This is a genomic window from Bradyrhizobium viridifuturi (genome assembly GCF_001238275.1).
Taxonomy (GTDB): Bacteria; Pseudomonadota; Alphaproteobacteria; order Rhizobiales; family Xanthobacteraceae; genus Bradyrhizobium; species Bradyrhizobium viridifuturi.
In genome coordinates, this window is sequence record NZ_LGTB01000001.1 from 285,300 (window position 1) to 309,547 (window position 24,248).

The 24,248-nt window shown below is 63.5% G+C and carries 17 protein-coding genes and 2 pseudogenes; 17 read left to right on the forward strand and 2 right to left on the reverse strand.

Annotated elements, in window-relative coordinates:
* Positions 1–130 precede the first annotated feature (130 nt).
* From rplJ to ALC15_RS01450, 6 genes and pseudogenes are all read left to right on the forward strand, one after another.
* Positions 131–649 carry a 50S ribosomal protein L10 gene (gene rplJ / locus ALC15_RS01420; RefSeq protein ID WP_050625734.1) on the forward strand — a complete coding sequence of 173 codons (519 nt, stop codon included), beginning with the start codon at positions 131–133 and terminating at the stop codon, positions 647–649.
* Between the two features lie 52 nt (positions 650–701).
* Positions 702–1,079 (forward strand): 50S ribosomal protein L7/L12, encoded by a 378-nt coding sequence (gene rplL / locus ALC15_RS01425; RefSeq protein WP_050420389.1) that lies wholly within the window; start codon positions 702–704, stop codon positions 1,077–1,079.
* A 439-nt stretch (positions 1,080–1,518) separates the two neighbouring features.
* A pseudogene (rpoB, locus tag ALC15_RS01430) lies at positions 1,519–5,636 on the forward strand (DNA-directed RNA polymerase subunit beta).
* A gap of 126 nt (positions 5,637–5,762) precedes the next feature.
* Positions 5,763–9,965, forward strand: coding sequence for a DNA-directed RNA polymerase subunit beta' (gene rpoC, locus ALC15_RS01435; protein WP_050625735.1), 4,203 nt, complete (start codon positions 5,763–5,765; stop codon positions 9,963–9,965).
* Positions 9,966–10,145: 180 nt separating this feature from the next.
* A complete protein-coding gene (locus ALC15_RS01440; RefSeq protein ID WP_050625736.1) occupies positions 10,146–12,206 on the forward strand; it encodes an FAD-dependent oxidoreductase in 2,061 nt (686 codons plus the stop codon).
* A gap of 226 nt (positions 12,207–12,432) precedes the next feature.
* Complete coding sequence (locus tag ALC15_RS01450) at positions 12,433–14,496, forward strand: ABC transporter ATP-binding protein (RefSeq protein ID WP_050625738.1); 2,064 nt, start codon at positions 12,433–12,435, stop codon at positions 14,494–14,496.
* 33 nt (positions 14,497–14,529) lie between these two features.
* On the opposite strand, the gene ALC15_RS47780 is transcribed toward ALC15_RS01450, so the two are convergent.
* Both ALC15_RS47780 and ALC15_RS47785 read right to left on the reverse strand, forming a co-directional pair.
* Entirely contained in the window at positions 14,530–15,105 is a 576-nt protein-coding gene (locus ALC15_RS47780; protein WP_430649125.1) for a hypothetical protein, read from the reverse strand.
* Complete coding sequence (locus ALC15_RS47785) at positions 15,024–15,737, reverse strand: FAD-dependent oxidoreductase (RefSeq protein ID WP_430649126.1); 714 nt, start codon at positions 15,735–15,737, stop codon at positions 15,024–15,026. The genes ALC15_RS47780 and ALC15_RS47785 overlap by 82 nt, the downstream gene beginning before the upstream one ends.
* A gap of 699 nt (positions 15,738–16,436) precedes the next feature.
* Here ALC15_RS47785 and rpsL point away from each other — a divergent pair.
* The 11 genes and pseudogenes from rpsL (at position 16,437) to rplV (ending at position 24,244) form a co-directional block, all read left to right on the forward strand.
* Positions 16,437–16,808, forward strand: coding sequence for a 30S ribosomal protein S12 (gene rpsL / locus ALC15_RS01460; RefSeq protein WP_028168167.1), 372 nt, complete (start codon positions 16,437–16,439; stop codon positions 16,806–16,808).
* Positions 16,809–16,823: 15 nt separating this feature from the next.
* On the forward strand, positions 16,824–17,294 hold the full coding sequence (gene rpsG / locus ALC15_RS01465) for a 30S ribosomal protein S7 (RefSeq protein ID WP_050625739.1): 471 nt from the start codon (positions 16,824–16,826) through the stop codon (positions 17,292–17,294).
* A gap of 30 nt (positions 17,295–17,324) precedes the next feature.
* On the forward strand, positions 17,325–19,397 hold the full coding sequence (gene fusA / locus ALC15_RS01470; protein ID WP_050625740.1) for an elongation factor G: 2,073 nt from the start codon (positions 17,325–17,327) through the stop codon (positions 19,395–19,397).
* A gap of 39 nt (positions 19,398–19,436) precedes the next feature.
* On the forward strand, positions 19,437–20,627 hold the full coding sequence (gene tuf, locus ALC15_RS01475; RefSeq protein WP_021081658.1) for an elongation factor Tu: 1,191 nt from the start codon (positions 19,437–19,439) through the stop codon (positions 20,625–20,627).
* Between the two features lie 83 nt (positions 20,628–20,710).
* Positions 20,711–21,018, forward strand: a pseudogene (gene rpsJ, locus ALC15_RS01480) (30S ribosomal protein S10).
* 54 nt (positions 21,019–21,072) lie between these two features.
* A complete protein-coding gene (gene rplC, locus ALC15_RS01485; protein ID WP_050625741.1) occupies positions 21,073–21,792 on the forward strand; it encodes a 50S ribosomal protein L3 in 720 nt (239 codons plus the stop codon).
* Between the two features lies 1 nt (position 21,793).
* Positions 21,794–22,414 carry a 50S ribosomal protein L4 gene (gene rplD / locus ALC15_RS01490; RefSeq protein WP_050625843.1) on the forward strand — a complete coding sequence of 207 codons (621 nt, stop codon included), beginning with the start codon at positions 21,794–21,796 and terminating at the stop codon, positions 22,412–22,414.
* Positions 22,411–22,710: a 50S ribosomal protein L23 gene (locus tag ALC15_RS01495; protein WP_016843746.1), complete on the forward strand. Its 300-nt coding sequence runs from the start codon at positions 22,411–22,413 to the stop codon at positions 22,708–22,710. Before rplD ends, ALC15_RS01495 begins: the two co-directional genes overlap by 4 nt.
* 12 nt (positions 22,711–22,722) lie before the next feature.
* Positions 22,723–23,556, forward strand: coding sequence for a 50S ribosomal protein L2 (gene rplB, locus ALC15_RS01500; protein ID WP_024578573.1), 834 nt, complete (start codon positions 22,723–22,725; stop codon positions 23,554–23,556).
* Between the two features lie 12 nt (positions 23,557–23,568).
* The gene (gene rpsS / locus ALC15_RS01505) at positions 23,569–23,847 is read left to right on the forward strand and encodes a 30S ribosomal protein S19 (protein WP_018272137.1); all 279 of its coding nucleotides are present in this window, start codon (positions 23,569–23,571) and stop codon (positions 23,845–23,847) included.
* A 10-nt stretch (positions 23,848–23,857) separates the two neighbouring features.
* On the forward strand, positions 23,858–24,244 hold the full coding sequence (gene rplV / locus ALC15_RS01510) for a 50S ribosomal protein L22 (RefSeq protein ID WP_018272136.1): 387 nt from the start codon (positions 23,858–23,860) through the stop codon (positions 24,242–24,244).
* The last annotated feature ends 4 nt before the right edge of the window (positions 24,245–24,248 follow it).

A 24,248-nucleotide genomic window follows, 5' to 3' on the forward strand; every position in this document is an offset into this window, starting at 1 on the left:
TCTAGATGTCGTCTTGCCCGGCATGTCCGAAGGGTCTTGTACCCTCTGGATCAGGTTTAGGGCGGGACGATGGGTGCAACCCGGCGGTCCCTGCCTTCGCGGAAAGGCCGCCAACCGGAAAGAGCTTGCTGTGGAACGAGCGGCAAAAAAAGAGTCGGTCGAACAACTCAACGAGGTCTTCAAGACCACGTCGGTTGCGATCGTTGCTCACTATTCCGGCCTCACCGTGGCCCAGATGCAGAAGCTGCGCATGCAGATGAAGCAGGCGGGCGCATCGGTGAAGGTCTCGAAGAACCGTCTCGCCAAAATTGCTCTTGAAGGCACTGACGTCGCTGCCATCGGCTCCCTGCTGAAGGGGCCGACCGTGATCGCTACTTCGAGCGATCCGGTTGCGGCGCCAAAGGTTGCCATCGAATTCGCCAAGGCGAACGAGAAGTTCGTCATCCTCGGCGGCTCGATGGGTAAAACCGTCCTGAATGTCGACAGCGTGAAGGCGCTTGCCTCACTGCCGTCGCTCGACGAACTGCGCGGCAAGATCGTTGGCCTCCTCGTGGCGCCGGCGACCAAGCTTGCTCAGCTCTCGAATGCGCCTGCGGCCAAGCTCGCGCGCGTCATTCAGGCTCATGCCTCAAAGGGCGAAGCGGCCTGACCCTTCGCTAATCTCAAACCTGGTTCGAACCAAACGTTTAAGGAACTGAACAATGGCTGATCTGCAGAAAATCGTCGACGACCTCTCGAGCCTCACCGTGCTCGAAGCGGCCGAACTCGCCAAGCTCCTCGAAGAAAAGTGGGGCGTGTCCGCCGCTGCCGCCGTCGCGGTTGCTGGCCCGGCTGCCGGCGGCGCTGCCGCTGCTCCGGCTGAAGAGAAGACCGACTTCACCGTCGTGCTGGCTGCTGCCGGCGACAAGAAGATCGAAGTCATCAAGGAAGTCCGCGCCATCACCGGCCTGGGCCTGAAGGAAGCCAAGGACCTCGTCGAAGGCGCTCCGAAGCCCGTCAAGGAAGGCGTCAACAAGGACGAAGCCGACAAGATCAAGGCCCAGCTCGAGAAGGCTGGCGCAAAGGTCGAGCTCAAGTAATGCGCGATCCGGGAGCGCCGCAGGGCGCTCCCGGGCCATGCAAACGGCATGCGACAGGTTGTCGCGTGGCGTTCCGGACACAAAAAGTGTGGGGATCCGTGGACTTAACCCTCGAATCTCCTTTATTGCCATCCCATATCGGGTTGGCAGCGGAAAAACACGGTAGGCGGCGGGGGCGGCAGGGTCCCTGGCGGAAGCCGTTGGGAGACAGTCAGATTTCGGGCTTTTTCAGTCCGTAAAGCGGAGCGTTTGGACGGGCGGGTGCAGTGATGCGCCCCGCGCGTGTTTTGCGTTTTGGAGGTGGTGGTGGCCGGGACGGGGATTTAATTCCTGACTTTGCGCTTCGTTCCTTCGAGACGATTCGAAATTCAACCCGGGGCCGATGGCAGTCGCTCCCGGAAGGTTCGCCCCACAAAGGCGACGAAAATGAGAGGCCACGATGGCGCAGCAGACATTCACCGGTCGCAAACGCGTACGCAAGTTCTTCGGTCACATCAAGGAAGTCGCCGAGATGCCGAACCTCATCGAGGTTCAGAAGGCATCCTACGACCAGTTCCTGATGGTTGACGAGCCGGCCGGCGGTCGCCTCGACGAGGGCCTGCAGGCGGTGTTCCGCTCGGTGTTCCCGATCTCGGATTTCTCCGGCACCTCGATGCTCGAATTCGTCCGCTACGAGTTCGAGCAGCCGAAGTACGACGTCGATGAGTGCCGCCAGCGCGGCATGACCTTCGCTGCGCCGCTCAAGGTGACGCTGCGCCTCATCGTGTTCGATATCGACGAGGAAACCGGCGCCAAGTCGGTGAAGGACATCAAGGAGCAGGACGTCTACATGGGCGACATCCCGCTCATGACGATGAACGGCACCTTCGTCGTCAACGGCACCGAGCGCGTCATCGTCTCGCAGATGCACCGTTCGCCCGGCGTGTTCTTCGACCACGACAAGGGCAAGACCCATTCGTCCGGCAAGCTGCTGTTTGCCGCGCGCGTGATTCCGTATCGCGGTTCCTGGCTCGACATCGAGTTCGACGCCAAGGACATCGTGTTCGCGCGCATCGACCGCCGCCGCAAGCTGCCGGTGACCTCGCTGATGTACGCGCTCGGTCTCGACGGCGAGCAGATCCTGTCGACCTTCTACAAGAAGATCACCTACAAGCGGACCAAGGACGGATGGCGCGTGCCGTTCGATGCCAACCGCTTCCGCGGCTATTCGACCGTCAACGACCTGATCGACGCCGACACCGGCAAGGTGGTGCTCGAGGCCGGCAAGAAGCTGACCGTGCGCCAGGCGCGCCAGCTGCAGGAGAAGGGCCTCAAGGCGCTGCGCATGTCGGACGAGGAGCTCGTCGGCAACTACCTCGCCGAGGATCTCGTCAACCCGAAGACCGGTGAGATCTACGCCGAGGCCGGCGAGGAGATCACCGAGAAGTCGCTCAAGGTGCTCAACGAGCAGGGCTACAAGGACCTGCCGCTGCTCGACATCGACCACGTCAATGTCGGTGCCTACATCCGCAACACGCTCTCGGCCGACAAGAACATGACGCGTGAGGACGCGCTGTTCGACATCTACCGCGTGATGCGTCCGGGCGAGCCGCCGACGCTGGATTCGGCGCAGGCCATGTTCCAGTCGCTGTTCTTCGATGCCGAGCGCTACGACCTCTCCGCGGTCGGCCGCGTCAAGATGAACATGCGCCTCGAGCTCGATGCGCCCGACACCCATCGCACGCTGCGCAAGGAAGACATCCTGGCGGTGATCAAGACGCTGGTCGACCTGCGTGACGGCAAGGGCGAGATCGACGACATCGACCATCTCGGCAACCGCCGGGTGCGCTCGGTCGGCGAGCTGATGGAGAACCAGTACCGGATCGGCCTGCTCCGCATGGAGCGCGCCATCAAGGAGCGCATGTCGAGCGTCGATATCGACACCGTGATGCCGCAGGACCTGATCAACGCCAAGCCCGCGGCCGCCGCGGTGCGCGAGTTCTTCGGTTCCTCGCAGCTGTCGCAGTTCATGGACCAGACCAACCCGCTGTCGGAGATCACCCACAAGCGGCGCCTGTCGGCGCTTGGCCCGGGCGGTCTGACCCGCGAGCGTGCCGGCTTCGAAGTCCGCGACGTGCATCCGACGCATTACGGCCGCATCTGCCCGATCGAAACGCCGGAAGGTCCGAACATCGGCCTGATCAACTCGCTGGCGACGTTCGCGCGCGTCAACAAGTACGGCTTCGTCGAGACGCCCTATCGCAAGATCAAGGACGGCCGGGTTACCGACGAGGTGGTCTATCTGTCGGCGATGGAAGAGGGCCGCTACCGCGTCGCGCAGGCCAACGTGCCGCTCGATGCCAAGGGCCGCTTCACCGACGATCTGGTGGTCTGCCGTCATGCCGGCGAAGTGCTGCCGGTGACGCCGGACAAGGTCGACTACATGGACGTGTCGCCGAAGCAGCTGGTTTCGGTCGCCGCGGCTCTGATCCCGTTCCTCGAGAACGACGACGCCAACCGTGCGCTGATGGGCTCGAACATGCAGCGCCAGGCGGTGCCGCTGGTTCGCGCCGAGGCGCCGTTCGTCGGCACCGGCATGGAAGGCGTGGTCGCCCGTGACTCCGGTGCTGCGATCGCAGCCCGCCGTTCGGGCGTGATCGACCAGATTGACGCCACCCGCGTCGTGATCCGCGCCACCGAGGATCTCGATCCGACCAAGTCGGGCGTCGATATCTACCGGCTGATGAAGTACCAGCGCTCCAACCAGTCGACCTGCATCAACCAGCGTCCGCTGGTGAAAGTCGGCGACATCGTCAAGAAGGGCGACATCATCGCTGACGGTCCGTCGACCGATCTCGGCGAGCTCGCGCTCGGCCGTAACGTGCTGGTCGCGTTCATGCCGTGGAACGGCTACAACTTCGAAGACTCGATCCTGCTCTCCGAGCGGATCGTGAAGGACGACGTCTTCACCTCGATCCATATCGAGGAGTTCGAGGTGATGGCCCGCGACACCAAGCTCGGTCCTGAGGAAATCACCCGCGACATTCCGAACGTTTCGGAAGAAGCGCTGAAGAACCTCGACGAAGCCGGTATCGTCTACATCGGTGCGGAAGTCCGCGCCGGCGACATCCTGGTCGGCAAGATCACGCCGAAGGGCGAGAGCCCGATGACGCCGGAAGAGAAGCTGCTCCGCGCCATCTTCGGCGAGAAGGCCTCCGACGTCCGCGATACCTCGCTGCGCGTGCCTCCGGGCGTGCAGGGCACCATCGTGGAAGTCCGCGTGTTTAACCGCCACGGCGTCGACAAGGACGAGCGTGCGCTGGCGATCGAGCGGGAAGAGATCGAGCGTCTGGCCAAGGACCGCGACGACGAGCAGGCCATTCTGGACCGCAACGTCTACAACCGTCTCGCCGAGCTCTTGGAGAACCGCCAGGGCATCGCCGGTCCGAAGGGCTTCAAGAAGGATACCAAGATCACCCGCGCGGTGCTCGACGAGTATCCGAAGTCGCAGTGGTGGCTGTTCGCCTCGCCGAACGACAAGCTGATGGCCGAGATCGAGCCATGCGGAAGCAGTACGACGAGTCGAAGAAGGGCCTCGAGCAGCGCTTCCTCGACAAGGTCGAGAAGCTGCAGCGTGGCGACGAGCTGCCGCCCGGCGTGATGAAGATGGTCAAGGTCTTCGTCGCGGTGAAGCGCAAGATCCAGCCCGGCGACAAGATGGCCGGCCGTCACGGCAACAAGGGCGTGGTGTCGAAGATCGTGCCGATCGAGGACATGCCGTTCCTCGAGGACGGTACGCATGCCGATATCGTGCTCAATCCGCTCGGCGTGCCCTCACGCATGAACGTCGGCCAGATCCTCGAGACGCATCTCGGTTGGGCCTGCGCCGGCCTCGGCAAGCGCATCGGCCAGACCATCGACGCCTATTATCAGAGGCAGGATCTCAAGCCGCTGCGCGAGACCCTGAAGAAGATCTACGGCGAGGATGAAACCATCAAGTCGCTGAACGACAACGAGCTGCTGGAACTCGGCCGCAACCTGAGCCACGGCGTGCCGATCGCAACGCCGGTGTTCGACGGCGCCAAGGAAGCCGACATCGAGGAGATGCTGAAGCTCGCGGGCTTCGACGCCTCCGGCCAGTCGACCGTCTATGACGGCCGTACCGGCGATGCGTTCGATCGCAAGGTGACGATGGGCTACATCTACATGCTCAAGCTGCACCATCTCGTGGACGACAAGATCCACGCGCGTTCGATCGGTCCGTACTCGCTCGTCACCCAGCAGCCGCTGGGCGGCAAGGCGCAGTTCGGCGGCCAGCGCTTCGGCGAAATGGAGGTCTGGGCGCTGGAAGCCTACGGCGCCGCCTACACGCTGCAGGAAATGCTGACCGTGAAGTCGGACGACGTCGCCGGCCGTACCAAGGTGTACGAGGCGATCGTGCGCGGCGACGACACCTTCGAGGCCGGTATTCCGGAATCGTTCAACGTGCTGGTCAAGGAAATGCGCTCGCTCGGCCTCAACGTCGACCTGCACAATTCCAAGGTGGGACCGGCGCCGACATCGGAAGCGGCCGAGTAACGCTGTGATTTATGCCCGGCGCGACAGCGCCGGGCCTTCGCGCTCCTCTCGGACGTGAGCGGGGCGCGCGCTGACTAAAACTTTCGAATTTGCTGCCGGTGACGATCGGCACGCGAGGAGAAGACCATGAATCAAGAGATTATGAATCTTTTCAATCCGACGACGCCGGCTCAGGTCTTCGACCAGATCCGGATTTCGATCGCGTCTCCGGAGAAGATTCTGTCCTGGTCGTACGGCGAGATCAAGAAGCCGGAGACCATCAACTACCGCACCTTCAAGCCGGAGCGTGACGGCCTGTTCTGCGCGCGCATCTTCGGGCCGATCAAGGACTACGAGTGCTTGTGCGGCAAGTACAAGCGGATGAAGTACAAGGGCATCATCTGCGAGAAGTGCTCGGTCGAGGTGACGCTGTCGCGCGTCCGGCGCGAGCGCATGGGCCATATCGAGCTGGCGGCCCCGGTCGCCCACATCTGGTTCCTGAAGTCGCTGCCGTCGCGCATCGGCTTGCTGCTCGACATGACCCTGAAGGATCTCGAGCGGATCCTGTACTTCGAATACTACGTCGTTCTCGAGCCGGGTCTGACCGCGCTGAAGGACCGTCAGCTGCTGTCTGAAGACGAGTATCTGAAGGCGCAGGACGAGTACGGCCAGGACAGCTTCACCGCCATGATCGGCGCCGAGGCGATCCGCGAGCTGCTGAAGGGGCTCGAGCTCGAGAAGCTCGAAGCGACGCTGCGCGCCGACATGGCGGAGACCGACTCCGACATCAAGCACAAGAAGCTCGCCAAGCGTCTGAAGATCGTCGAGGCCTTCCGCGTCTCCGGCAACAAGCCGGAGTGGATGATCATGACGGTGGTGCCGGTGATTCCGCCGGACCTGCGTCCGCTGGTGCCGCTCGACGGCGGCCGGTTCGCGACCTCGGACCTCAATGACCTCTACCGCCGCGTCATCAACCGCAACAACCGTTTGAAGCGGCTGATGGAGCTGCGCGCGCCTGATATCATCATCCGCAACGAAAAGCGCATGCTGCAGGAGGCCGTCGACGCGCTGTTCGACAACGGCCGCCGCGGCCGCGTCATCACGGGCGCCAACAAGCGCCCGCTGAAGTCGCTCGCCGACATGCTGAAGGGCAAGCAGGGCCGGTTCCGCCAGAACCTGCTCGGCAAGCGCGTCGACTATTCGGGCCGTTCGGTGATCGTGGTCGGTCCCGAACTGCGCCTGCATCAGTGCGGCCTGCCGAAGAAGATGGCGCTCGAGCTGTTCAAGCCGTTCATCTACTCGCGGCTCGATGCCAAGGGTCTGTCCACCACGGTGAAGCAGGCCAAGAAGCTGGTCGAGAAGGAGCGTCCGGAGGTCTGGGATATCCTCGATGAGGTGATCCGCGAGCATCCGGTGCTGCTCAACCGCGCGCCGACGCTGCATCGCCTCGGCATTCAGGCGTTCGAGCCGGTGCTGATCGAGGGCAAGGCGATCCAGCTGCATCCGCTGGTCTGCGCCGCGTTCAACGCCGACTTCGACGGCGACCAGATGGCCGTGCACGTTCCGCTGTCGCTCGAAGCGCAGCTGGAAGCGCGCGTCCTGATGATGTCGACCAACAACATCCTGCATCCGGCGAACGGCCAGCCGATCATCGTGCCGTCGCAGGACATCGTGCTCGGCCTCTACTACGTCTCGATCATGCGCGAAGGCCTGCCCGGTGAGGGCAAGATCTTCGGCGACATGGCCGAGCTCGAGCACGCCCTGCATTCGAAGGTCATCCACCTCCACACCAAGATCAAGTACCGGTGGGAAGGCATGGACGAGGACGGCAAGATGTCGAAGCGGTGGATCGAAACCACCGCGGGCCGCGTCATGCTCGGCAACCTGCTGCCGAAGAGCACCAAGATCTCGTACGACATCATCAACAAGCTGATGACCAAGCGCGAGATCTCCGGCGTGATCGACCAGGTCTACCGTCACTGCGGTCAGAAGGAGACGGTGATCTTCTGCGATCGCATCATGGCGCTCGGCTTCTACAACGCCTTCAAGGCGGGCATCTCGTTCGGCAAGGACGACATGGTCGTGCCGGCGTCGAAGTGGAAGATCGTGGACCAGACCCGTACGCTGGCGAAGGATTTCGAGCAGCAGTACAATGACGGCCTGATCACCCATGGCGAGAAGTACAACAAGGTCGTCGACGCCTGGTCGAAGGCCGGTGAAGAAGTCGCCAAGGCGATGATGAAGGAGATCTCGTCGACCAAGAAGACGGCGGCGGGCGCGGATGCCGACATCAACTCGATCTACATGATGGCGCACTCCGGTGCGCGTGGTTCGCCGGCCCAGATGCGCCAGCTCGCCGGCATGCGCGGCCTGATGGCCAAGCCGTCGGGCGAGATCATCGAGACGCCGATCATTTCCAACTTCAAGGAAGGTCTGTCGGTGCTCGAGTACTTCAACTCGACCCACGGCGCCCGCAAGGGCCTCGCGGACACCGCGTTGAAGACCGCGAACTCCGGCTACCTGACCCGCCGTCTGGTCGACGTCGCGCAGGACTGCATCATCACGCAGACCGATTGCGGCACCAAGCTCGGCATCAAGATGCGCGCCATCGTCGACGCCGGCACCGTGGTCGCCTCGCTTGGCTCGCGCATCCTGGGCCGCACGGCCTGCGATGACGTGCGCGATCCCGCCACCAATGAAGTCGTCATCAAGCGCGACACCTTGATGGAGGAGAGCCACGTCGACCTGATCCAGCAGGCCGGCATCCAGGAGGTGAAGATCCGCTCGGCACTGACCTGCGAGCTGGTCAACGGCATCTGCGCCAAGTGCTATGGCCGCGATCTGGCCCGCGGCACTCCGGTCAACCACGGTGAGGCCGTCGGCGTCATCGCGGCGCAGTCGATCGGTGAGCCCGGCACGCAGCTGACGATGCGCACGTTCCACATCGGCGGCGCCGCGCAGCTCAACGAGCAGTCGTTCGTCGAATCGAACTTCGACGGCAAGATCGTGATCCGGAACAAGGCCATCGCCCGCAACAGCGAAGGCAATCTGGTCGCGATGGTGCGCAACATGGTCGTTGCGATCGTCGATGCCGACGGCACCGAGCGTGCAACCCACCGTATTCAGTACGGTTCGAAGATGCACGTCGACGAAGGCGACATGGTCAAGCGTGGCCAGCGCATCGCGGAGTGGGATCCCTATACCCGCCCGGTGCTCACCGAAGTCGAGGGCACGATCGGGTTCGAGGATCTGGTCGAAGGCCAGTCGATCTCGGAAACGCTCGACGAATCGACCGGTATTGCCAAGCGCGTGGTCATCGACTGGCGCACGACGCGCGGCGGCTCGGACCTGCGTCCGGCCATCGTGGTCAAGGGCAAGGATGGCAAGGTGCTGAAGCTCGCGCGTGGCGGCGATGCCCGCTACATGCTGTCGGTCGACGGCATTCTGTCGGTCGACATCGGCGCGAAGGTGATGCCCGGCGACATCCTGGCGCGTATCTCGACCGAGAGCGCCAAGACGCGTGACATCACCGGCGGTCTACCGCGGGTGGCGGAACTGTTCGAGGCTCGCAAGCCGAAGGATGCGGCGATCATCGCGGAGACCGCGGGAACGATCCGCTTCGGCCGCGACTACAAGAACAAGCGCCGCATCTCGATCGAGCCGATGGACAAGACCGAGGAGCCGCGCGAGTACCTGATCCCGAAGGGCAAGCACATCCACCTTCAGGACGGCGACATCGTCGAAAAGGGCGATTTCATCGTCGAAGGCAATCCGGCGCCGCACGACATCCTGGCGATCAAGGGCATCGAGGAACTCGCTGCCTATCTGGTCAATGAAATCCAGGAGGTCTACCGGTTGCAGGGCGTGCTCATCAACGACAAGCACATCGAGGTGATTGTCCGTCAGATGCTGCAGAAGGTCGAGGTCACCGATCAGGGCGACACCGACATGATCTCGGGCGAGCAGGTCGACAAGATCGAGTTCGACGCGCTCAACGTCAAGGCCAAGGAAGAGGGCAAGAAGCCCGCCACGGGTACGCCGGTTCTGCTCGGCATCACCAAGGCGAGCTTGCAGACCCGCTCGTTCTTCTCCGCGGCCTCGTTCCAGGAGACCACGCGCGTGCTCACCGAGGCGGCGGTCAACGGCAAGATCGACCCGCTCGAGGGCCTCAAGGAGAACGTCATTGTCGGTCGCCTGATCCCGGCCGGCACCGGCGCCTCGATGGCGCGGATCCGCGAAGTTGCGGTCAAGCGCGACAAGCTGATCCTCGACGAGCGCGAGAAGCAGCAGGCGGCGATCGTGCCGACGGCCCCGGAAGCGGAGCCGCTGGCGCTGCCGCCCGCGGAATAGGCCTCCGCAAGACTACGGTAATGGCGAGAAGGCCGGCGTTTTGCCGGCCTTTTTGCTGCTTTCTTTCCCTGCTGCGGTGCAGGGACGCAGTTTGTTCATCTTCCCTTCAGGCAAAAAAGTGCTTTTGCTAGGGTGACTTAGACCGGCTGTTTGGCTCGCGCCGGAGACGACGGAACCCATATGCTCGACTTGGCGATTGTAGGCGGCGGCCCCGGGGGGCTGATGAGCGCCTGGTATTTGAAGCGCAAACTCGGCGACCTCTGCCGCATCACCATCTTCGAGGCGTCGAACCGCCTCGGCGGCAAGATCGTCACGCGCAAATTCGACAGCGCGCCCGCGATGTACGAGGCCGGCGTTGCCGAGATCTACGATTACTCGATGACGGGACCCGACCCGCTGCGCGAGCTGATCCAGCATTTCGGCCTGCAGACGATCCCGATGGATGCCGAGCAGGTGCAGCTCGACGGCGAGCTGCTCGCCGACGTGCCCGGCATGCGCCGCAAATACGGCGCGAAGACCGCGGCTGCGATCGAGGCGTTCCGCAAGCGTTGCACCGATCTGGTGTCGCCGATCGAGTATTACGAGGGCGTCGGCGCCCACGACAATGAGCATCCGTGGGCCTACAAGACCGCCGAGCAGATCCTCGACGAAGAGGTCGAGGATGCGACCGCCAAGCGGTTCTTCAAGGTGATGGCGCGCTCGGACCTTGCGACCGAGAGCCACAACACCAACGGCCTCAACGCGCTGAAGAACTACGTGATGGACGTCGACGGTTATATCGGCCTGTATTCGATCCAGAACGGCAACGAGCAGCTGATCGATTGCCTGCGCTCGGAGGTCAGCGCCGACATCCAGCTCAACCATCGCGTCCTCAAGGTCGGCAAGACCGCGACCGGCCGCTACCAGCTCAACATGATGAACGGCAAGGGCCCGGAGACGCGCGACTTCGACCTCGTGCTGGTCTGCCTGCCGCACTCATGGCTCGCGACCATGCGCTGGGACGGCGAGCAGTTGCGCAAGTCGATGGTCAAGCACGTCGCCTATTTCGATCGGCCCGCGCACTATCTGCGCGTCTCGATCCTGTTCGACGAGCCGTTCTGGGGCGAGAAGATCCCGGGCGCCTGGTTCATGTCGGAGGCGTTCGGCGGCTGCTGCGTCTACAACGAAGGCGCGCGCCACGATGTCGGCAAGCACGGCGTGCTGAACTGGCTGATCGCCGGCTCCGACGCGCTCGCCTACGCCAATCTCAGCGACGAGGAACTGATCGACGCCGCACTGAAGTCGCTGCCGGCCTCGCTCGGCGATGCCCGCGCGCATTTCCTCGAAGGCAAGACCCACCGCTGGCTGTCGTCGGTCAACGCGCTGCCGGGCGGCCTGCCGGTGCGCGACGTCATGACCAACCATCGTCCCGAGCCGAAGGAGCACCCCGGCATCGTGGTGGTGGGCGACTATCTGTTCGATTCGACGCTGAACGGGCTGCTCGATTCCTCCGATGCCGCGACCGACATCGTCGTCACCGAGATGATGCGGCTGCGTCGCGCCCGCGCGCAGGACGATGGCGCGCAGGGCGACAAGATCGACCGCACCTATTTCGACAATTATCGCGGCGTCGGTCCCTACAGCGAGGTCTGGCGCAACTTCACCGATCCGGCCTATCTGACCGACCTGATCAAGACGGTCTGGGGCAGGGCGAAGGGCTACAAGCTGCTGATCGCCGGCTCCGCCAGCGGCGAGCTGGTCGGGGCACTGCGCGAGCGCGGCATCGATGCCTGGGGCATCGAGAACAACCGCTACATCCACGGCAAGACGCCGAAGGCGCTCAAGAAGTACAACAAGCTCGGCTCGATCGCCGACATGCCGTTCAAGGACAACGAGTTCGACTTCGTGTTCGAGACCTCGCTGTGTCATCTCGGCGAGAAGCAGGTCGTGCGCGGGGTGCGCGAGCTCAATCGCGTGGTCAAGACCGGCGTCGTGTTCGCGTCGGTGACCTCGGACATGGCGCCGGCGGTGATCGATCGCTACGACCTGTTGCGCGGAGTGAAGAAGCTCGGCACCTGGTGGGAATGGTCGGAGTTGTTCTTCGGCAACGGCTTCGACCTGTCGATGCACCGCCGCGACTGCACCGATGCGCTGTGGACGCTGACGCTCGCCGCCAACAAGGGGCCGGGACAGTGGTACGCCGACTCCGACAGCCTGCGTTATTCGTTCTTCGACAAGGTCGAGGCAGACCTCGACGACTAGCGGCGGCGACTGTCGGCTTCTGACGCGAGGCGATCGGCCTTGCGCCAACCAACGGTCAGACCGCGGCCGTGCTGTGATGCCGAATCCACGGCACGGCGTGGCTGCGCGTCGCGCGGTTCCAAACGCTTTGCCGAATTGACCTTGATCGCATAGGATCGCGGCCGCAGCGTTGTCGGCTGCGGTTTCGATTTGCGGTCATGCCGGCCGTGGAGCATCGGTTGGTTTCATGGCGCCAAGACCTCCTGCATCAAGACCTCCTGCATCAGACGATCCCGCGAGATCGGCGGCCGACGATCCCGAGCTGAAGAAGAAGCCTGCGCCGGTGGCCGGTCCGCCTGCGGCGGCAGCCTCCGCGAAGCCCGCCGCCGCCCCGGCCGACGACGACGATGAGGATGACGAGGAGGACGAGTTCGAGCTCGACGATGATGATGACGAGGATCTCGTCGTCTTCACCGCCAAGGAGGCCGCCGGCGCGCTGTCGACGATCTTCGGCTTCGTCAAGCCGATCCTGGCGAACTACAGGAAGCCGTTCGCCTTCGTCGCCATCGGCGTGCTGGTCGAGACGTTGTTCAACGTCATCATGCCGCTCAGCCTGAAATTCCTGATCGACGACGCGCTCGGCGAGGAAGACTTTCAGGCGCTCTACAAGATCCTCGGCGTGCTCGCCGTGGCCGGCATCGTCACCTCGATCATCGCGGTCTGGTACGAGCGCTGGGATGCGCGGCTCGCCGCCGGCATCATCGCCGACGTCCGGACTCGCATCTTCGAGCACGTCCAAAACTTGCCATCGGCCTATTTCGCGCGCACCAAGCGCGGCGAGATCCTGTCGCGCTTCTCGATCGATCTCTCGGCGTTCGAGGGCTCGGTCAAGACCTTTGCCAACAGCGCGGCGCTGCCCGGTCTCGAGTTGATCGCCGGCATCATCCTGATGCTGTTCCTGAACTGGCAGCTTGCCGCGGTCGCTCTGCTGGTATTTCCGATCACGCTGATCGGGCCGCGTATCCTGACGCCGAAGGCGGTGCAGGCCAATTACGAGCAGAAGCAGAACGAAGCCGCGCTGCTGGGAACCGTGCAGGAGAACGTCGCCGCGCAGGCGGTCGTCAAGGCGTTCAATCTGCAGCGCCGGGCGCTCGGCTGGTTCACGCTGCGCAACCGCGACGTCCGCGCCAAGGCCGCCTCGGCGATGTTCCTGTCGACCATGGTGGAGCGCACCGTCACCATCGCGGTGCTGCTGCTCCACCTCGTGGTGCTGGCGATCGGCGCCTATCTGGCCACCAAGGGGCAGATCACGGTCGGCACCTTCGTGACCTTCGAGAGCGCATTCTGGGAGGTGTCCTACAACATCGCCCATCTGATGCATTTCATCCCGGTGTCGATCTCGTCGGCGGCGGCGGTGCGGCACATCCAGGAACTGCTGGACGAGCCGACCCGCGGTGCCGACCGTCCCGGTGCGCCGGATCTGCCGCGCATCACCAACGACATCTCCTTCGACCGCGTCACCTTCCAGTATGAAGGGGCGCAGACGCCGGTGCTTGACAATCTCAGCCTGAAGCTCAATGCTGGCAAGAGCATCGCGATCGTCGGCCCGAGCGGATCCGGCAAGAGCACGCTGATCAACCTGATCCTGCGGCTCTACGTGCCGGACGAGGGCCGTGTCACGATCGACGGCGTCGATATCCGCCGGGTGACGCGCGAGTCGCTGCGGGCCAACATGGCGGTCGTGTTCCAGGAGAACATGCTGTTCAACATGTCGATCCGCGAGAATATCCGGCTCGGCAAGGAGGGGGCGACCGACGCGGAAGTCGAGGACGCCGCGAAGAAGGCCGAGATCCATCGCTACATCATGAGCCTGCCGCAGCGCTACGACACGCCGGTCGGCGAGCGCGGCGATACCCTGTCCGGCGGCCAGCGCCAGCGCATCGCGATCGCGCGCGCGCTGATCCGCAATCCATCCGTGCTGCTGCTCGACGAGGCGACCTCGGCGCTGGACCAGACCACGGAGGCCGCGATCAACCGCACGCTGCTCAAGGTCGCCGAAGGGCGCACGATGATCTGGTCGACGCACCGCCTGACCTCGGTGGTCGAGATGGACGAGATCATCGTGATCTCAGGCGGCAGGGCGATCGAACGCGGCTCGCATGAGGAACTGCTGGCCCGCAATGGCGTCTACCGCAAGCTGTGGGACGACCAGGGACATGTGCATCCCGACGATGACGACGAAGACGACGACGCGGACGATGACGACGAGGATGAAGACGACGAGGATGAGGACGAAGACGAGGAGGCGTGACGCCCGCGCCTCGTAGCTCGTGACGTCCGGCTGCTACGCCCGGTCCGCCGCCTGCGGACGTTGCCGGAACTGATTGGCTGTCCGCGTTGTCGAGGCCGCCTGTGGGCGGTGCAGCCGGCGCAGCGAGCCCCGGCCGAGATAACCGAGGAAGCGCGCCCAGCGCTGGGCTTGCCAGTAGGGTCCGCCGCCGATCGACACCTTGCGGAAATTGAAGGCCTTGGCGTTCGACCAGGCGTCGCATTCCGTCTTGACCGGATCGTCGTAGAAGGCGGTGATCTTCTCCTCGCCCATGCCGTCGGTGGCAAGCCAGGCCGGGATGTGGACGTTGCAGAGCTGCGACACGTCGGTGAACACCTTGTCGGTCCCTGTTCCGGTGACCGGGCAGGTGCTGGCGAAGGCGTCGCCGACCAGCACGACGCCGGCCTGCCGGTAGCCGGTGCTGACATAGACGTCGGCGGGGCGGATCTTAATGTCGCCGGCGACGTCGAATTCGCCGGTGAGCCGGCGCAGCCGCGGCAGCGCGGCGTTCAGCGTCTCGACCGGATTGCGCCGCATCGCGCGCAGCCACGGATCGTCGGCCTGGCGGTAGGTGAAGAGGTTGGCACGCATCCGGTTTCGATCGGAAACAGCGTGATGTAGGGGATGCGGTCGCTCGGCCGCTCCGAGAAATAGGTCATGGCCGCGAACGGGAAGGCGGGCTGGCCGACGGGAACGAAATCGAAGCCGAGCGAGATCGAGTGGCAATGGCTGGTGACCAGCCGCTCGATGCCGAGCATCCGGCGCAGTCCGACGTTCAGGCCGTTGGAGAGCACCACCAGGCGGGCCGAGATCTCCTCGCCGCCCGAGAGCACCAGCTTCTGGCGCTCGGAGCCGGTCGCGACGTTGACGACCTTGTCGCAGATGAATTCCGCCGGCTGCGCGATCTCGTCCCGAATCGCGGTGATCAGGTCGTCGTACATGATGCCGTATTGCCGGCTCGGCTGCCGGTCGAGCAGATGACCGAATCGCGCGATCCAGTTCTCACCGTCCAGCGTGGCCGAACGGAGCACGGATTCGGCAAGGCCGGTCCTTCCGAATCGTTCGAGCTGGAGGTCGCCGCCGATCTTCTCGACCCGGAAATCGAACGGATAGACCTGATGCGGGTCGATCAGGACAGCCGGTATTCCGGCACGGCCGAGCATGGCGGCTGCGATCGAGCCCGCAAGGCCTCCGCCGATGATCGCGATGTCGGTGTACCGCATGAGAGCTTCCGTGGCCGTAGATCGCAATTTTTGCGCTGCGAATGGCAAATAAAGGCTTAGTTTCGAAATTTGCATTCAGGACTAAGTTGGGGAGAATTGTTTCTGTTCGTATTTTACCCGGGTTAAATATGATTCCGCGCCCGCGCCGGAGATTCGGATAGAGGTGAGGGGAGGCGCGGAGGCTGTCACAATCCGTCGCTTGCCGAGCGCTGATGAAATGCGAAATACGCAAGCGGCAGAGGCGTTTCTTTGCTTGTCGTTTTGCTTGACTTCACTATCTCTCGATTATACAAGGCGCCCACTTAACGACAGGCGGTGAGCTACGCCAGCGTCGGAACGGAACACCCGAAGGCCCTTTTTCAGGCGCCGGACGGGCACCAACCTCGACGAATGCCGCTCAAACGCTGTCGATGATAGCTAGGCAATGCCAGGACGATATTGGTTCTCTTGAGCACGTCCTCTTGAGAGTGATTTCGGATGCATGACCTCGGTGGCGGGCCGGCCAGCAAACGCTGAACGGTACGGAATCGCGGTCCTCTGTGGCGTCGAAGCGCTTTCCGCTCAGCGATGAGTGGTTGGCGCAATTTCGCTTTGCGCGGGTATTTGATTCGCGTCGAGCGGGCCGTACGGGACGGCTTTTCCCGAGAAGAATTGGCGAAGCCATTCAAGGCTTCGCGCGAACTAAAGGGTGAAGGCTACATGCCGACGATCAACCAGCTGATCGCAAAACCGCGTGAAGTGCAGAAGTCACGTAAGAAGGTGCCGGCGCTGCAGCAGTCGCCGCAGAAGCGCGGCGTGTGCACGCGCGTCTACACCACGACCCCGAAGAAGCCGAACTCGGCGCTTCGTAAGGTTGCCAAGGTGCGCCTGACCAACGGCTTCGAGGTGATCGGTTACATCCCGGGTGAGGGCCATAACCTTCAGGAGCACTCGGTGGTCATGATCCGCGGCGGCCGCGTCAAGGACTTGCCCGGCGTGCGCTACCACATCCTCCGCGGCGTGCTGGATACCCAGGGCGTCAAGAACCGTAAGCAGCGTCGTTCGAAGTACGGCGCGAAGCGTCCGAAGTAAGCGGGAAACGATCAGATGTCGCGTCGCCATTCTGCTGAGAAGCGTGAAGTTCTTCCGGATCCGAAGTTCGGGAACATCATCATTACGAAGTTCATGAACTCGGTGATGTACGCCGGGAAGAAGTCGGTTGCCGAAAACATCGTCTACGGTGCGCTCGGCATGATCGAGACCAAGACCAAGCAGAACCCGCTCGGCGTGTTCGAGCAGGCGCTTGAGAACGTGATGCCGACCATCGAGGTCCGTTCCCGCCGCGTCGGCGGCGCAACCTACCAGGTCCCGGTGGAAGTCCGTTCGGTGCGCCGTCAGGCGCTCGGCATCCGCTGGCTGATCTCGGCTGCCCGCGAGCGCAACGAGAAGACCATGACGGAGCGTCTCTCGGCGGAGCTGCTCGACGCCTCGAACAACCGCGGCAACGCGGTCAAGAAGCGTGAAGACGTGCACCGGATGGCGGAAGCCAACCGCGCGTTCTCGCACTATCGCTGGTAAGGCGAATAACGGAATCTAAGGAACAGTCTCATGCCCCGCCAACATGCCATCGAGGACTACCGCAACTTCGGTATCATGGCGCATATCGACGCCGGCAAGACCACGACCACCGAGCGTATCCTGTATTACACCGGCAAGAGCCACAAGATCGGCGAAGTGCACGAAGGTGCCGCGACGATGGACTGGATGGAGCAGGAGCAGGAGCGTGGCATCACGATCACCTCGGCTGCGACCACCGCGTTCTGGAACGGCAAGCGCCTGAACATCATCGACACCCCCGGCCACGTCGACTTCACCATTGAAGTCGAGCGTTCGCTGCGCGTGCTCGACGGCGCCGTTTGCGTTCTCGACTCCAACCAGGGCGTCGAGCCTCAGACCGAGACCGTCTGGCGCCAGGGCGACAAGTACAAGGTTCCGCGCATCGTCTTCGCCAACAAGATGGACAAGACCGGTGCCGACTTCTTCAAGTGCCTGGCTGACATCGTCGACCGCCTCGGCGCCAAGCCGATCGCGATTCAGCTGCCGATCGGTGCCGAGAACAACTTCAAGGGTCTCGTCGACCTCGTGAAGATGAAGGGCGTCATCTGGAACGATGAATCGCTCGGCGCCAAGTTCGACTATGTCGACATCCCGGAAGATCTGGTCGAGCAGGCCAAGGAATATCGCGAGAAGATGGTGGAAGCCGCCGTCGAGCTCGACGACGACGCTCTCGCTGCGTTCCTCGACGGCAATGAGCCGGACGAGGCGACCCTGAAGCGCCTGATCCGCAAGGCCGTGCTGACCGGCGCGTTCTATCCGGTGCTGTGCGGCTCGGCGTTCAAGAACAAGGGCGTGCAGCCGCTGCTCGACGCCGTCGTCGACTACTTGCCGTCGCCGGTCGACGTGCCCGCGATCAAGGGCACCGATGAGGACGGCAACGAGGTCGTGCGCAAGGCGGACGACAAGGAGCCACTGGCGCTGCTCGCGTTCAAGATCATGGACGACCCGTTCGTCGGCACCATCACCTTCTGCCGCATCTATTCCGGTATCCTGCAGTCGGGCACCGGCGTCGTGAACTCGACCCGCGAGAAGAAGGAACGTATCGGCCGCATGCTGCTGATGCATGCGAACAACCGCGAAGACATCAAGGAAGCCTACGCCGGCGACATCGTCGCGCTGGCTGGCCTGAAGGAAGCGCGCACCGGCGACACGCTTTGCGACCCCAACAAGCCGGTCATCCTCGAGAAGATGGAATTCCCGGAGCCGGTGATCGAGATCGCGATCGAGCCGAAGTCGAAGGCCGACCAGGAGAAGCTGGGCGTGGCGCTGGCCAAGCTCGCCGCGGAGGATCCGTCGTTCCGCGTGTCGACCGACCACGAGTCCGGCCAGACCATCCTCAAGGGCATGGGCGAACTGCATCTCGACATCAAGGTCGACATCCTCAAGCGCACCTACAAGGTCGACGCCAACATCGGCGCACCGCAGGTGGCGTTCCGTGAGCGTGTCACCAAGCGGGTCGAGCACAGCTACACCCACAAGAAGCAGACCGGCGGTACCGGCCAGTTCGCGGCCGTCACCATCATCGTCGAGCCGAACGAAGCCGGGAAGGGCTACGAGTTCGAATCGAAGATCGTCGGCGGCGCGGTGCCGAAGGAGTACATCCCGGGCGTCGAAAAGGGCCTCGAGAGCGTGCTGTCCTCCGGCGTGGTCGCGGGCTTCCCGATCGTCGACGTCAAGGTGCAGCTGATCGACGGCAAGTATCACGACGTCGACTCGTCGGCGCTGGCCTTCGAAATCGCCACGCGCGCCTGCTTCCGCGAGGCGCTGCAGATGGGCAAGTCCGTTCTGCTCGAGCCGATCATGAAGGTCGAGGTGGTGACCCCGGAAGACTACACCGGTTCGGTCATCGGCGACCTGAATTCCCGGCGCGGCCAGATCCAGGGCCAAGACATGCGCGGCAACGCCAACGTCATCAACGCGATGGTGCCGCTCATGAACATGTTCGGTTACGTGAACAACCTGCGCTCGATGAGCCAGGGTCGCGCGACCTTCACCATGCAGTTCGATCACTACGCCGAAGCTCCGGCGAACGTGTCGGCTGAAGTCCAGAAGAAGTTTGCCTGATTGTCGTTGACGGCAGTCAACGATTGAACGGAGAGTCAAATGGCCAAAGCTAAATTCGAGCGTAACAAGCCCCACTGCAACATCGGCACCATCGGTCACGTCGACCATGGCAAGACCTCGCTGACCGCAGCGATCACCAAGGTGCTCGCAGAAACCGGCGGCGCGACGTTCACCGCCTACGACCAGATCGACAAGGCGCCGGAAGAGAAGGCGCGCGGCATCACGATCTCGACCGCTCACGTCGAGTACGAGACGCAGAACCGCCACTACGCGCACGTCGACTGCCCCGGCCACGCCGACTACGTCAAGAACATGATCACCGGCGCTGCCCAGATGGACGGCGCGATCCTGGTCGTGTCGGCTGCTGACGGCCCGATGCCGCAGACCCGCGAGCACATCCTGCTCGCCCGCCAGGTCGGCGTTCCCGCGCTCGTCGTGTTCCTCAACAAGTGCGACATGGTCGACGATCCGGAGCTGCTCGAGCTCGTCGAGATGGAAGTTCGCGAACTGCTCTCGAAGTACGAATTCCCGGGCGATGACATTCCGATCATCAAGGGTTCGGCGCTCGCCGCCCTCGAAGACAAGGACAAGAAGCTCGGCCACGACGCCATCCTCGAGCTGATGCGCAACGTCGACGAGTACATCCCGCAGCCGGAGCGTCCGATCGACCAGCCATTCCTGATGCCGGTCGAAGACGTGTTCTCGATCTCGGGCCGCGGCACCGTCGTCACCGGCCGTGTCGAGCGCGGCGTGATCAAGGTCGGCGAGGAAATCGAAATCGTCGGTATCCGCGACACCCAGAAGACCATCGTCACCGGCGTCGAAATGTTCCGCAAGCTGCTCGATCAGGGCCAGGCCGGCGACAACATCGGTGCGCTGCTCCGCGGCACCAAGCGCGAGGAAGTCGAGCGTGGCCAGGTGCTGTGCAAGCCCGGTTCGGTCAAGCCGCACACCAAGTTCAAGGCTGAGGCCTACATCCTCACCAAGGAAGAGGGCGGTCGTCACACCCCGTTCTTCACCAACTACCGTCCGCAGTTCTACTTCCGCACCACCGACGTGACCGGTGTCGTGCATCTGCCGGAAGGCACCGAGATGGTGATGCCGGGCGACAACATCGCGATGGAAGTGCACCTGATCGTGCCGATCGCGATGGAAGAGAAGCTGCGCTTCGCGATCCGCGAAGGCGGCCGCACCGTCGGCGCCGGCGTCGTCGCCGCCATCATCGAGTAATACGCGAATAGGGAATGGCGAGTAGCGGGTGGGTCACCATTCGCTATTCGCTACTCGCCACTCACTAAAGAAAGAATACGGCAATGAACGGCCAAAATATTCGCATCCGTCTCAAGGCGTTCGACCATCGAATCCTCGATACGTCGACCCGCGAGATCGTGAACACGGCGAAGCGCACCGGTGCGCAGGTTCGCGGACCGATTCCGCTGCGACCCGCATCGAGAAGTTCACCGTCAACCGTTCGCCGCACGTTGACAAGAAGAGCCGCGAGCAATTCGAGATGCGCACTCACAAGCGCCTTCTCGACATTGTCGACCCGACCCCGCAGACCGTCGATGCGCTGATGAAGCTCGACCTGGCCGCCGGTGTCGACGTCGAGATCAAGCTCTAAGGTTTTGGATTTTTACGTCCGCCGCTTGCGGACAGAAAGACAGGAAGCACGCCGATGCGCTCCGGAGTGATCGCACAGAAGGTCGGGATGACGCGGGTCTTTACGGAGACCGGCGAGCATATCCCTGTGACCGTGCTGAAGTTGGGCAACTGCCAGGTGCTGGGCCACCGCACGACCGAGAAGAACGGCTATGTCGCTCTGCAACTCGGCTCGGGCGCCCGCAAGACCGTGTACATGCCCAAGGCCGAACGCGGCCAGTTCGCAGTCGCCAAGGTCGAGCCGAAGCGCAAGGTCGCCGAGTTCCGCGTGTCCGAGGATGCGCTGATCCCGGTCGGCGCGGAGATCCAGGCGGACCATTTCGTGGTCGGCCAGTTCGTCGACGTGACCGGCACCTCGATCGGTAAGGGTTTTGCCGGCGGCATGAAGCGCTGGAATTTCGGCGGTCTGCGCGCCACCCACGGTGTGTCGGTCTCCCACCGCTCGATCGGTTCGACCGGTGGCCGTCAGGATCCCGGCAAGACCTTCAAGAACAAGAAGATGCCCGGTCACATGGGCGTCGACCGCATCACCACGCTCAATCTGCGCGTGGTGCAGACCGACGTCGAGCGCGGCCTGATCCTCGTCGAAGGCGCCGTTCCCGGCTCCAAGGGCGGCTGGATCTCGGTGCGCGACGCGGTCAAGAAGCCGTTGCCGAAGGAAGCCCCGAAGCCCGGCAAGTTCAAGGTTGCCGGCGGCGAAGCTGCCGAGGCTGCGGCCGAGCAGGAGGGCGCGTGAGATGGAACTGAAAGTCACGACCCTTGAAGGCAAGGACGCCGGATCCGTCGAGCTCTCGGATGCGATCTTCGGTCTCGAGCCGCGCGCCGACATCATTCAGCGCTGCGTGCAGTGGCAGCTGAACAAGCGTCAGGCCGGCACCCACAAGGCCCAGGGCCGCGCCGACGTCTGGCGCACCGGCAAGAAGATGTACAAGCAGAAGGGCACTGGCGGCGCCCGTCACGGCTCGGCCCGCGTGCCGCAGTTCCGCGGCGGTGGCCGTGCGTTCGGTCCGGTGGTTCGCTCCCATGCGACCGACCTGCCGAAGAAGGTGCGTGCGCTCGCGCTGAAGCATGCGCTGTCGGCCAAGGCCAAGGACGGCGGGCTGATCGTGATCGACAATGCGCAGCTCGAGGCCGCCAAGACCAAGGCGCTGCTCGGGCATTTCTCGGGCCTCGGCCTGACCAATGCGCTGATCATCGACGGCGCCGAGCTGAACAACGGTTTCGCGACCGCGGCCCGCAACATTCCGAACATCGACGTGCTGCCCATCCAGGGCATCAACGTCTACGACATTCTCCGCCGCCACAAGCTGGTGCTGACCAAGGCTGCGGTTGATGCGCTGGAGGCGCGCTTCAAATGAAGAACATCGATCCGCGCCACTACGACGTCATCATCTCTCCCGTCGTGACGGAAAAGGCGACGCTCGCCTCCGAGCACAACAAGGTGCTGTTCAAGGTCGCCGGCAAGGCGACCAAGCCGCAGATCAAGGAAGCGGTCGAGAAGCTGTTCGACGTCAAGGTGAAGAGCGTCAACACCCTCGTCCGCAAGGGCAAGACCAAGGTGTTCCGCGGCAATCTCGGCTCGCAGTCGGACACCAAGCGCGCGATCGTGACCCTGGAAGAGGGCCACCGCATCGACGTGACTACCGGACTATAAGGCGCAACGACGATGGCATTGAAAACCTTTAATCCCACGACGCCGGGCCAGCGCCAGCTGGTCATGGTCGATCGTTCGGCGCTCTACAAGGGCAAGCCGGTGAAGACCCTGACCGAGGGCAAGCTCGGCAATGGCGGTCGCAACAACACCGGCCGCATCACCGTGCGTTTCCGCGGCGGCGGCCACAAGAAGGCCTACCGCACCGTCGACTTCCGCCGCGACAAGGTGGACATGCCGGCGGTCGTGGAGCGGCTCGAGTATGATCCGAACCGCACCGCGTTCATCGCGCTGATCAAGTATCAGGACGGCGAGCTCGCCTACATCCTGGCGCCGCAGCGTCTGGCGGCGGGCGACACCGTCGTCGCCGGCAACTATGTCGACGTGAAGCCGGGCAACGTCATGCCGCTCGGCAACATGCCGGTCGGCACGATCGTGCACAACATCGAGCTGAAGATCGGCAAGGGCGGCCAGCTGGCGCGCTCCGCCGGTACCTACGCCCAGATCGTCGGCCGCGACCAGGACTACGTGATCGTCCGCCTGAACTCGGGCGAGCAGCGTCTCGTGCACGGCCGTTGCCGCGGCACGATCGGCGCGGTCTCGAACCCGGATCACATGAACATCTCGATCGGCAAGGCCGGTCGTACCCGCTGGCTCGGCTGGCGTCCGCACAACCGCGGCGTCGTCATGAACCCGATCGATCACCCGCACGGCGGTGGTGAAGGTCGTACCTCGGGCGGTCGTCACCCGGTCACTCCGTGGGGCAAGCCGACCAAGGGCAAGAAGACCCGCACCAACAAGTCGACCAACAAATTCATTCTCCTCAGCCGCCACAAGCGGAAGAAGTAAGGAACGCCGGACATGGTTCGTTCAGTCTGGAAAGGCCCGTTCGTCGAGGGTTCTCTGCTCAAGAAGGCAGATGCCGCCCGCGCGTCCGGCCGTCACGACGTCATCAAGATCTGGAGCCGCCGCTCCACCATCCTGCCGCAGTTCGTCGGCCTGACCTTCGGTGTCTACAACGGCCAGAAGCATGTGCCGGTGGCGATCAACGAGGAAATGGTGGGTCACAAGTTCGGCGAGTTCTCGCCGACCCGGACCTTCCACGGCCACTCGGGCGACAAGAAAGCCAAGAAGGCTTGAGGAATAGACGATGAGCAAACCAAAGCGCGAACGTAGCCTCGCGGACAATGAGGCCAAGGCCGTCGCCCGCATGCTGCGCGTCAGCCCGCAGAAGCTGAACCTGGTGGCGCAGCTGATCCGCGGCCGCAAGGCGTCCGCTGCGCTCGCCGACCTGCAGTTCTCGCGCAAGCGGATCGCGGTCGACGTCAAGAAGTGCCTGGAATCGGCGATCGCCAACGCCGAGAACAACCATGACCTCGATGTCGACGACCTCGTCGTTGCCGAGGCGCATGTCGGCAACGGCATCGTGATGAAGCGTTTTGCTCCGCGCGGCCGTGGCCGTTCGGGCCGTGTGTTCAAACCGTTCTCGCACCTGACCATCGTGGTTCGTCAGGTCGAGGCCGAGGCAAGCGCCTAAGAAG